This is a genomic window from Kitasatospora sp. NPDC056800, from assembly GCF_042789775.1.
Classification (GTDB): domain Bacteria; phylum Actinomycetota; class Actinomycetes; order Streptomycetales; family Streptomycetaceae; genus Kitasatospora.
This window is the reverse complement of the sequence record NZ_JBHUAL010000124.1, coordinates 17,973-28,437: the sequence shown is the minus strand read 5'-3', so window position 1 is coordinate 28,437 and position 10,465 is coordinate 17,973. Positions and strand designations below refer to the sequence as shown.

The following is a 10,465-nucleotide window of genomic DNA, read 5'->3' as shown; positions in this document are numbered from 1 at the left end:
CGACCGGGATGGTCGGGGGCACCGGGCTCTCGTGGTGTCGGCGCCGGGGCCGGGTCAGACCTCGAGGACCCGCAGGGCGGGGTGGTCGACCGTGTTGAGGTAGAGCTTCTCCTTGGTGCCCTCCTGCTCCAGCTCGACGACCAGCCGGTAGCGGTACAGGCCGGGCTTGGCGGTGCTGAGCACGGTGCCGGCCCAGTAGTAGTAGACCGGGGTCAGCGGGGAGCGCATGCGGTCGGGCATGCCGTAGATCTTGAGCTCGGTGAAGAGCTTCCGCTCGGCCACGTCCTCCTCGTCACCCAGTTCGGTGTCGAGGACCACGATGTTGTTGATCTTGGGCATGGGCGGCCAGGTGCCGTCCAGCCGCCGCTCCATGTCGAGCGGGCGGATGATCCAGTTGATCACCTGGCCCTGCTTGCAGACCGTCTCCAGCTGCCGGGTGCCCTGGCCGGACCCGCCGACGCTGTTGTCCATCATGTACATCGCGTCGCCCAGCGAGCGGTTGGCCGTGGCCCGCTCCATGTTCACGAGCGTGACGACGTTGAGCTGGACCGAGTTCAGCTGCCCGGGGTTCTGCTTCCCCTCGGTGGCGCTGCTTGCCGTGGTTGTCAAGGTTCCTCCTTCGAGCGCGCCGCTCCGGGCGGTCCACCCGCCCGGAGCCGTCCGTTGCGCGGAGCGGTCAGGTGGCCCGGCCGACCAGGACGGGCGACACGGTGGTGGTGATCGGCTCGGCCTGGGTGCCCAGCCGGAACCGGATCCGGTACGGCACGGGGGACGCGGCGTCCTTCTTCACCGTCCCGGTCCAGTAGGCGACGTCGGTGCCCGGGTACACCTTCCGGACCGGCTCGCACACCTCGTGGTCGATCTCGATCCCGTCGATGGCCACGTAGGCCTCGCACTCGAGCGCCAGCACGTTCCAGAGCAGCTGGTCGCCGGCCTTGACCTTGGTCCGCAGCTCCTCGGTGCCGAAGTCGGCGGACCCGCCGGCCTTGTTGGTGTCGTACAGGTACAGGTGGCCGTGGGTGCTCTGGGACGCCAGCATGCCCACGCAGTCCACCACCGCGGTGATCGAGATCGGGCGCTTCGGCGTGGTCTTCAGCCGTGGCTTGGTGGTCATCTACTCCTCCTCGTCCTTACGGGGACTTCCTGGGACAGCGGTTCAGCCGAAGGCGGCCGGGGCGATCGGCAGGTAGCCCACGCCCGCCCCGGTGAAGCCGTTCCGCTTGGGCTCCGCGGTGATCCGGAGCTTCGACTCGCAGGTGAGGTTGACCGGCTCCCAGGTCCACTCGCCCGCCCGCTGGATCAGCTCGTGGAGCTGGATCCGCATCTTGTAGCTGTACGTGCCGGGCCGGGAGGTGTCGATCGTCGCCGACCAGTACCAGCCGTCGGTGACCAGGTCCGGGGAGCCGTACTCGGCCGGGTAGATGATCTTCTCGTCCACCGCCTCGCCGAAGATGTCGGTGATCACCGGCGCCGGGTAGCTGTGGGTGTCCTGGCCGTGGTCGGATACCACCCGGCCGGTGACGTCCAGGACCCGCTGCCCGGAGAGGGCCGCGGTGCGCGAGGCGCCGTTGACCCTGGTGCCGACGGTCTGCCGGATCCGGGTGAGCGCGGCCTCGGTGTCGCCGTTCGCGACCCCGGCCTTCTCGCTCAGGTTCGCGAGCTCCGCCAGCGCCTCCTTCTCGGCCGCCCGCGCCCGGGTGGTGTGGTAGCCGCGGGGCACCGTCGGGGGGATCGAACCGAGGCTGTACGGGAGCCAGTTGAGCACCTGCTCGCCGGCCTGCGAGCCGTCGCTCCAGTAGCTGCCGTTGATCGCGGTGACCAGCTCGCCGGTGCCCTGGTTCAGGGAGCCGTGGAGCTTCATGTTGTCGAACAGATAGGTGTTGCCGGTCAGCGTCCGGGACTCCAGCGCGTTGCCGACGTCCACGAGCACGATGATCGCCAGTTGTTGGGCCATGCGCCCACCCTCCTTGTCGGTGTTCCGCCTACAGGCACATCAGTGCGGGCGAGTCGATGTGCAGCACGCTGTGCTCGCCCTCGTACATCTGGAGCTCCAGCCGGTACCGGTACGGCACCCCGGGCACCAGGTACGGCGGGACCACGCCGGACCAGACGTTGAGGTCCAGCTGGCCGGCCGACACCCGGTGGTCGGCGGGCGCAGCGCCGTCCGCGCCGTCCGCCGCACCGGCGTCCACGCCCTCGACCGCGGAGCCGGCCACGGCGGCGGGGTCGACGCCGTACGCGTCCACGCCCGCGGTCCCGTCCGCCGGCACGAAGCTGATGCTCCGGATCTCGACGGGCGTCTGCAGGTCCACCGCCAGGGCGGACCACTGGACCACCTGGCCGGGGACCACCACGGTGACCAGGTCGGGCGTCCCCTGGTTCTTGCTGTCGAACGACCCGTCGTCGATCAGGCAGAGGTTGCCGTTGAGCAGCGACTTGTCAGAGAGCGCGCCGATCACGTCCACCACGACGGCGATGTTCACTTGCGGTTTCATCCTCACTCCATTCCTCGAACCAACGTTCCGGAGCGGCGGTCGTACCGCCCCGCCGGCTTGGTCAGCCCCGGTCGCGCACCAGCGGCACCTTGCCGACCGACGTCCGCTCGATCTCCGTGGACGCCCGGGGCACGAACTTGACCAGGAACCGGTAACCGGTCTTCTCGATCGAGGCGGGGTTCGCCTCGCCCTGGTTGAACAGCGAGAGCGAGCGGGGCAGCGCGTTGACGAAGACGTGCTGGACGCCGTACGGGCCGAGCGCGGCGTCCATCCGGTACGTCAGACCGGCGACGTCGTCGACCGAGGCCAGCAGCGTGATCGTCTTGCCCTCGCGGTGGTTCACGAACTGGATCTCGTGGGCCACCACGTCCAGGTCCATCGCGGTGGCCTTGAGCAGGTCGTCCCGCAGCGCCTCGTACGCGCGCGGGGCCGAGTACTGGCTGTCGTTCAGGTGCAGGATGTCCCCGGTGCGGCCGGCGAACTCGAACTGGCCGGTCTTCAGCCCGGGCCCGTCCAGCCGGGGGCGGCGGATCATCCGGTCGCCCAGCTTCAGCCGCAGCAGCGGGGCCTCGTGCCCGTGCAGCCGGGTGACGACCAGCTCGCCCTCCTCGCCCTCGGCGACCCAGCGGCCCTTCTCGTCGACGATCTCCACCAGGTGCAGCCCGGGCACGGCCGCCAGGAAGGGGGACTCCTCCGTCAGCTGCAGCCCGATGGTCTCGGCCTGGGTGGCGGCGAAGTAGCTGAGGATCGACAGGTTCGGGTACATCGCCTTGAGCTCCGCCCGCTTGCGCTGCGGCAGCACCCCGCTCCCGTACAGCGCCACCCGGAAGCTCTCCTTGGCCTCCTGGCTCATGCCCGCGCCGAGCTCGCTGAGGATCGCGATGCCCGCGGTGATCCCCATCAGCGCCTTCGGGCCGGGGTAGGAGAACATGTGCTCCAGCACCGGGGCGGTGACCGGCCCCGCGCCGATGTAGTTGACCCCCGGCACCTGGGCCAGCACCCCGCCCACCATGGTGCCGCTGCTCCACATCTGGTAGTCGGCCAGCGTGGTGTACAGCCACTTGGGGTCGGTGCCGGGCAGGTACCTGGCGAGCTGGTAGGTGCCCATGAAGCGGCCGGCCACCTCGTAGGTGTCCCGCAGCTCCCGCAGCGAGTACACCGACTCCAGGGGCTTCCCGCCGCTGGTGCCGCCGCTGGCCACGATCTCGAAGCCGCCGCGCGCCAGCGGCACCACCATGCCCGGGCGCGAACCCATGAAGAACTCGCGCTGGGTCTCCTTGTCCGACAGCGGGATCCGCTGCCAGTCCTCGTACGTCCGCGGGGCGGCGTCGACGCCGGCGCCCGACAGGCGGCTGCGCCAGAGCGGGTTGAGCCGCACCGTGTTGACCATCTGCTGCAGGCGGCGCAGCACCAGGGCGTCCTGGAGCTCGTGCGACACCTCGCTGTACGGCGCCTGGCAGACCCGCTCGCACTCGCGGAGCTTGCTCGCGAACGAGGGGAGCTTCTCCACCGCGTCGACCGACTCCGGATTCAGCTCCCACTCGGGGATCAGCCAGCTCGCCAGTTCGTCGATGCCGCCGGGTGCCGCCGGCCGGTCGGGCGCGACACTCACTGCACTCATCGTCAATTCCCCGTCCTTCTGTTGTTCACGTGTTCAGGTGCCGTCGTTCGTTCGGCAGGGATTGTTCGGGCACGGTTCTTCGGCGGCCCTCAGCGGGCGTCGGCCAGGAGGTCGGTACCGACCCGCCTGATCTCACCGAGCAGCATCCGGAAGTGTTCGGCGGTGATCTGGTGGTTCATCATCACCACGCGCAGGGCGGCCACCCCGTCGATGTTCACCTTGGAGATGAAGAAATTCCCCCGGATTTTGATCCGGTTCCTGATCGCCACCTGGAGGCGGTGCACGCCGTCGTCCGGAAGTTCTGCCGGTCGGTAGCGGAAGCACAGGATGTTGGCCTCCGGGCGGTGCAGCGTCTCGAAATCCGGCTCGTCCAGGAGAATCCGGTGGATTTCCCCGGTCAGGTCGCAGAGGTACTCGATCTTCTCGGCGAACAGGGCCGGGCCGTAGACGGACCAGAGGGTCCACAGCGGCATGATCATGGGCCGCTTGGTGCACTCGAAGTTCCGGGCTCCGCTGTCGAGCTCGGTGTAGCGGTCCGGCTCCTCGTCGAAGACGTAGCTGGCGCGCTGCTGGAAGGCCCCGAGGCTGTCCTCCTTGTTCCGGTAGAACAGCAGCGTGCAGGGCGCCGGGACGAACATCATCTTGTGCGCGTCCCAGGCCACCGAGTCGACCTTCTCGATGCCCCGCAGCTTGTGCCGGAGCCGGTCGGAGACCAGCAGGCTGGCGCCGTGGGCGCCGTCCACGTGCAGCCAGATGCCGGCTTCCCGGGCGATGTCGGCGAGTCCGTCGAGCGGGTCGAAGGCGCCGACCGAGGTGGTGCCGGCCGAGGCGACCAGGGCGAACACCTTCAGCCCCCGCTGCTCGGCCGCCGCCAGGGCGGGCCGCACCTGCTCCAGGCAGATCTGCTGCTCCGCGTTGATCGGCAGGCGGACGATCTGCGACTCGCCGATCCCCAGGATCCCGGCCGCCCGCGAGACGCTGTAGTGCACGTCCGCGCCGACCGCGATGGCCGGGCGGGGCAGGCCGTCCCCCGACGGACTGCCGTCCGACCAGAAGCCGGGGAACATCTTGTTCCTGGCCGCCAGCAGCGCGGTCAGATTGGCCAGCGACCCGCCCGAGGTGGTCACCATGGCGAAGGAGTCCGGTTCCCACCCGATGAAACGGTTCAGCTCCTCGGCCATGATGCGCTCCGCCACGCTGGGCAGCTGGCCGGCCTCGTAGAACGAGGACGGCTGGTTGACCACCGAGCTGACGAAGTCGACGACCCCGCCCAGCGGCACCACGCCCGAGAACTGCCGGCCCATGTACCCCGGCGAGTGGACCTGGATTCCCGTCCTGATGTACAGGTCGGTGATCGCGTCCAGCCGCTTCTCGTCGAAGGCCGCGATCTTCTCGCGCTCGGAGGTCATCAGGGCCCTGGCGGCCAGCGTCAGCGTTTCGGGGTCGATGAGTTCGAGCCCTCTGATCGAGGAATCGGTCAGATGGCTTTCGAGCCGGTTCAGTACCGTCTCGGAATTCTCCCGGAACAGCTCGGGGTCGAACGTGTCCGCCGGCATTCCGCCGTCGCACGGTTTTCCGACCCCGGGAGTTGCGGAGCGACTCGGCTTCTGAGCGCCGAGCAGCGATCCGACTCCGCTTTTTTGCTCGATCGTCTTCTGATTCGAGCGAGATTCCACCATAGGAGCCCCCCAATGGCCCTTGTTGAGGACATCGAGACTTTCCCTTTCCGGAACGGTGCATGTCCAGCTGGGTCACTCCAACGGGTGAATCTTCGTTTTTTATCGGCGTTCGATTGCGGCCCGTCGCCGGACGACTCCGGTGTGTGACATCCAGTGTTATTGCTGGCCAGAGTGGCAGGGCGGCTTGTCACATTTCGAACATTGCAATCGAACGTCGAGGTTGTTATTCGAACGCCAGCCGGGAATGTGCCGTTTTGGCCCCCGGGTCCGCCCGACGGGCCGATTCCGCCCCTTCTGGCCGGTAACGGACCAGGACCGCCGCCGGTCCTCGTGCCGCACCCGCTACGGGGGCCGGTGATCCCGGGTGATAGGGAGGTGGGATGGCTGAGGTGGCTGAGGTGGCGTTCGACGCGGTGCTGTGCGATGTGGACGGCGTGATCCGGTTCTTCGACGGGAGCCGGGTGGCCGCGCTGGAGCGGGCGGCGGGACTGGCGGAGGGGAGCACGGCGGAGGTCGGGTTCGCGCCGGAGAACGACCTCCCGCTGCTGCTCGGGCGGATCGGGAAGGCGCAGTGGGTGGACTCGATCGCGCGGGGGCTGGCCGGCCGGGTGACGGACGCACAGGCGCGCGCCCTGGCGCAGGCGTTCGCGGATTCGCCGTTCCGGGCGGACGAGGCGGTGGTGGGGCTGCTGCGGCGGGCCCGGGAGCACTGCCGGGTGGTGCTGGTGACCAACGCGACGGCGTGGCTGGACGAGGACCTGGCGCTGCTGGGGCTGACGGACCTGGCGGACGAGGTGGTGAACAGCTCCCGGGTGGGCAGTGCCAAGCCGGACCGGCGGATCTACGAGATCGCCGCCGAGCGGGCCGGGGCGGCGCCCGAGCGGTGCCTGTTCGTCGACGACCGCCAGGAGAACGTGGACGCGGCGGTGGCGCTGGGCATGACCGGGGTGCGCTACCGGGGGCCGGAGGACCTGCGGCGGGCGCTGGCGGCGGTGCTGGACGGGCGGGGGGTGTCGGGCTGACGGGGTGCTGGGCTGAGGGGGCTCGGGTCGGCGGGCGGTGCTGGGCTGAGGGGGCTCGGGCCGGCGGGCGGTGCTCGGGCTGAGGGGGCTCGGGTCGGCGGGCCGTGCTCGGCGGCGGGTGGCGGGGCCGGGGGCGCCGGGCGAGGATCGGGGGGACCGGTCGGACCCCTGGGAGCGGTGGGCGGATGGCTGAGCAGGTCGGAGCGCAGGCCGGGGGGTCGCGGGCGGAGCTGTCCTCGCGCCTGAACTGGCTGCGCGCGGCCGTGCTGGGGGCCAACGACGGCGTGGTGTCGACGGCGGGCATCCTGACCGGCGTGGCGGGTGCGGCGGGCTCCCGGACGGCGCTGCTCGCGGCCGGGGTGGCCGGGCTGCTGGCCGGGGCGATGTCGATGGCGGCCGGCGAGTACGTCTCGGTCAGCACCCAACGGGACACCGAGCGGGCCGCGTTGGCGCGGGAGCGGCGGGAGCTCGCGGAGGACCCGGAGGGGGAGCTCGACGAGCTGACCGACTACTACCGCGGCAGCGGGCTGGCGGACGGCCTGGCCCGGGAGGTGGCGACGGCGCTGACCGAGCGGGACGCGCTGGCCGCCCACGCGCAGACCGAACTCGGCATCGACCCCGACGTGTTGACCAACCCCTGGGAGGCGGCACTGGCCAGCGCGGCGGCGTTCACGCTGGGCGCGCTGGTGCCGCTGCTGGCGGTGCTGCTGCCGCCGGAGTCGTGGCGGCTGGTGGTGACGGTGGTGGCGGTGGTGGCCGCGCTGACCCTGTCGGGCTGGGCGAGCGCCCGGCTGGGGGGTGCCGGTCCGGCCCGGGCGGTCCTGCGCAACGTCGTGGGCGGGTTGCTGGCGATGGCGGTGACGTACAGCGGCGGCGTGCTGCTGGACCAGGTCACCGGGTGACCGCGAACCCCCGTCCGTACGAGCGGACGGGCGGACGGGCGGACCACCGGACCGTGGCGGCGGGGCCCGGGCACGCCGGGTGACGGCCCCGGTCGGCTCGACGGGCGGGCCGGTCCGGCCTGTGTTTGTGTGGCTGCAAACCGCTTGGGAGAGGTGACTTGCCGTGACCATGCCCCCGTTCGGATCGAACGATCCGTTCTCCGACCTGCTCAGCCGGTTCTTCGGGATGAGCCCGCTGGCCTCCCCGCCCGCCGTACAGCGGGTGCCGATCGGGCGGCTGCTCAGCGAGTCCTCGCAGGAGCTGCTCGCGCTGGCCGCGCAGCGGGCGGCCGAGGACGGCTCCAGCGACCTCGACACCGCGCACCTGGCCTGGGCGGCCACCCGGGTGGACCCCTCGCGCCGGATGCTGGAACGGGCCGGCATCGACCCGGACCGGCTCTCCGGCGACCTGGAGCACGCCCTGCCGTCCGGCAACCCCGACACGGTGGACGGCCGGCCGGCGCTCACCCCCTCGGCCAAGCGCGCGCTGCTCGCCGCGCACGCCCGCTCGCAGGAGGCCGGGGCCTCGTACATCGGCCCGGAGCACATCCTCGGCGCGCTGCTCGACCAGGAGCGCTCGGGCGCCGGGGTGGCGCTGCGCAACGCGGCGCCCTCGCAGGAGGCGCTGAAGTCGGTGCTGGAGGGCCGCGGCACCGGCGGCGAGCGCAGCAGTACGGGCGCCCACCCGAGCGAGACGCCGACGCTGGACGAGTACGGGCGCGACCTCACCGAGGAGGCGCGCTCGGGCCGGCTGGACCCGGTGGTGGGCCGGGCCGAGGAGATCGAGCAGACCGTCGAGATCCTCTCCCGGCGGACCAAGAACAACCCGGTGCTGATCGGTGAGCCGGGCGTCGGCAAGACCGCGATCGTCGAGGGCCTGGCCCAGCGGATCGTCTCCGGGGACGTGCCGCAGAGCCTCAGGGAGAAGCGGGTGGTCACCCTCGACCTGACCGCGCTGGTGGCCGGCTCCAAGTACCGGGGCGAGTTCGAGGAGCGGCTGAAGAACGTGATCGACGAGGTCACCGCGGCCGAGAAGAGCGTGATCCTGTTCCTGGACGAGCTGCACACCGTGGTCGGCGCGGGCGGTGGCGGCGAGGGGTCGATGGACGCCGGCAACATCCTCAAACCGGCGCTCGCGCGCGGTGAGTTGAGCGTGGTCGGCGCGACCACCCTGGACGAGTACCGCAAGCACGTGGAGAAGGACGCCGCGCTGGAGCGCCGCTTCCAGCCGGTGCTGGTGCCCGAGCCGAGCGTCGAGGAGACGATCGAGATCCTCCAGGGGCTGCGCGACGCGTACGAGGCGCACCACCAGGTGCGGTTCACCGACGAGGCGCTGGACGCCGCGGCGACGCTCTCCGACCGGTACGTCAGTGACCGCTTCCTGCCCGACAAGGCGATCGACCTGCTGGACCAGGCGGGTGCGCGGGTCCGGCTGCGCAGCCTGAGCGGCTCCACCGAGGCGACCGGGGTGCGGGACCGGATCACCAAGCTGAAGCGGGAGCTGGACGAGGCCGTCGCGGACGAGGAGTTCGTCCGGGCCGCCAACCTGAAGACCGAGCTGCGGCAGACCGAGGACGAGCTGGCGGCGGTCGCCGAGTCCCGCGAGGAGGTCGTCGACGTGACGGCCGACGACATCGCGCAGGTGCTCTCCTCCCGGACCGGCATCCCGGTCGCGGAGCTGAACGCGACGGAGAAGGAGCGGCTGCTCAAGCTGGAGGACCACCTGCACCAGAAGGTGATCGGCCAGGACGAGGCGGTCACCGCCGTCTCCCAGGCGGTGCGCCGCGGCCGGGCCGGGATGGGCGACCCGGAGCGCCCGACCGGCTCCTTCCTCTTCCTCGGGCCGACCGGCGTCGGCAAGACCGAGCTGGCGAAGGCGCTGGCGGCACTGCTGTTCGGCGACCCGGACCGGATGATCCGCTTCGACATGAGCGAGTTCCAGGAGAAGCACACCGTCTCCCGGCTGGTCGGCTCCCCGCCCGGGTACGTCGGCTACGAGGAGGCCGGGCAGCTGACCGAGGCGGTGCGCCGCAAGCCGTACAGCGTGCTGCTCTTCGACGAGGTGGAGAAGGCCCACCCGGACGTCTTCAACCTGCTGCTCCAGGTGCTGGACGACGGGCGGCTGACCGACTCCCAGGGGCGTACGGTCGACTTCCGCAACACCGTGGTGATCATGACCAGCAACATCGGCTCGCAGCGGATCCTCGACCACGCGGGCAACGTGGACGAGATCAGGGACGACCTGATGCGGGACCTGCGGCAGCACTTCCGGCCGGAGTTCCTCAACCGGATCGACGAGGTGATCGTCTTCCACGCGCTCACCCGGAAGGACCTGCTGTCGGTGGTGGACCTGCTGCTGGAGCGCAGCCGGCGGCGGCTGCGGGCCCAGGACATCCGGCTGGAGGTCACCGAGGCGGCCAAGGAGTACCTGGTCAACCGGGGCTACCAGCCGGAGTTCGGGGCCCGGCCGCTGCGCCGGACGATCCAGTCGGAGCTGGACAACCGGATCTCCAACCTGCTGCTGGACGGTTCGGTGCGGGAGGGGGACACCCTGATCGCGGAGGTCAGCGACGGGGAGCTGGTGGTCACGCTGGCGCGGCCGGAGGCCTCGGCCACCTTCGAGGAGGCGGAGGCGAAGGCCGCTGCCGCCGCTGCCGCCGAGGGCTGATCCGGTCGAGGCGGGCCTGGTTCGGGCGTACTCCAGGGG

9 protein-coding genes are annotated in these 10,465 nt (G+C 70.9%); 3 read left to right on the top strand and 6 right to left on the bottom strand.

Annotated elements, in window-relative coordinates; translation table 11 throughout:
* Positions 1–54: 54 nt before the first annotated feature.
* The 6 genes from ACFRQN_RS25010 to ACFRQN_RS24985 form a co-directional block, all read right to left on the bottom strand.
* A complete protein-coding gene (locus ACFRQN_RS25010) occupies positions 55–609 on the bottom strand; it encodes a hypothetical protein (protein ID WP_049654908.1) in 555 nt (184 codons plus the stop codon).
* A gap of 67 nt (positions 610–676) precedes the next feature.
* Positions 677–1,114, bottom strand: coding sequence for a hypothetical protein (locus ACFRQN_RS25005; protein ID WP_074000783.1), 438 nt, complete (start codon positions 1,112–1,114; stop codon positions 677–679).
* 42 nt (positions 1,115–1,156) lie between these two features.
* Positions 1,157–1,954, bottom strand: coding sequence for a hypothetical protein (locus ACFRQN_RS25000; protein WP_074000784.1), 798 nt, complete (start codon positions 1,952–1,954; stop codon positions 1,157–1,159).
* Positions 1,955–1,982: 28 nt separating this feature from the next.
* Positions 1,983–2,495 carry a hypothetical protein gene (locus ACFRQN_RS24995; protein WP_380742256.1) on the bottom strand — a complete coding sequence of 171 codons (513 nt, stop codon included), beginning with the start codon at positions 2,493–2,495 and terminating at the stop codon, positions 1,983–1,985.
* A gap of 61 nt (positions 2,496–2,556) precedes the next feature.
* On the bottom strand, positions 2,557–4,116 hold the full coding sequence (locus ACFRQN_RS24990; RefSeq protein ID WP_380742254.1) for a hypothetical protein: 1,560 nt from the start codon (positions 4,114–4,116) through the stop codon (positions 2,557–2,559).
* Positions 4,117–4,205: 89 nt separating this feature from the next.
* Positions 4,206–5,672, bottom strand: coding sequence for a pyridoxal phosphate-dependent decarboxylase family protein (locus tag ACFRQN_RS24985; RefSeq protein WP_380742252.1), 1,467 nt, complete (start codon positions 5,670–5,672; stop codon positions 4,206–4,208).
* Between the two features lie 503 nt (positions 5,673–6,175).
* On the opposite strand from ACFRQN_RS24985, the gene ACFRQN_RS24980 reads away from it, so the two are divergent.
* The 3 genes from ACFRQN_RS24980 (at position 6,176) to ACFRQN_RS24970 (ending at position 10,426) form a co-directional block, all read left to right on the top strand.
* Positions 6,176–6,817, top strand: coding sequence for an HAD family hydrolase (locus ACFRQN_RS24980; protein ID WP_380742250.1), 642 nt, complete (start codon positions 6,176–6,178; stop codon positions 6,815–6,817).
* 185 nt (positions 6,818–7,002) lie between these two features.
* On the top strand, positions 7,003–7,719 hold the full coding sequence (locus ACFRQN_RS24975) for a VIT family protein (RefSeq protein ID WP_380742248.1): 717 nt from the start codon (positions 7,003–7,005) through the stop codon (positions 7,717–7,719).
* 169 nt (positions 7,720–7,888) lie between these two features.
* Entirely contained in the window at positions 7,889–10,426 is a 2,538-nt protein-coding gene (locus ACFRQN_RS24970) for an ATP-dependent Clp protease ATP-binding subunit (protein WP_380742258.1), read from the top strand.
* Positions 10,427–10,465 lie beyond the last annotated feature (39 nt).